This is a genomic window from uncultured Pseudoteredinibacter sp., from assembly GCF_947502065.1.
Lineage (GTDB): Bacteria > Pseudomonadota > Gammaproteobacteria > Pseudomonadales > Cellvibrionaceae > Pseudoteredinibacter.
Map to the genome: position 1 here is coordinate 1 of NZ_CANMYE010000051.1, position 230 is coordinate 230.

Sequence of the window (230 nt, forward strand, 5' to 3'; positions counted from 1 at the left end):
GTCTTATCATCAGCGGTGCTGCTGGCGGTGATTTCAAACGGAGTAATATCGGCTTGAACCACCACAGTGCTGTTGGCGATCTCATAGTTCCCGGCATCGCTACCGCTTAAGCCATAGCCCGCAATGGTGACATCTTTATCTTGGTCGACATTTTTATCCGAGAAGCTGCCGCTTGCGCCAGTGAGGCTGATATTATCGCTGGCGATAAAGTCTGTGGTGCTGGCGGTGAT

1 protein-coding gene is annotated in these 230 nt (G+C 51.7%); it reads right to left on the reverse strand.

Annotated features, from left to right (window positions below; all coding sequences use genetic code 11):
* The coding region (locus tag Q1A41_RS20330) for a YDG domain-containing protein (protein ID WP_299983009.1) at positions 1 to 230 on the reverse strand (230 nt) is incomplete at both ends.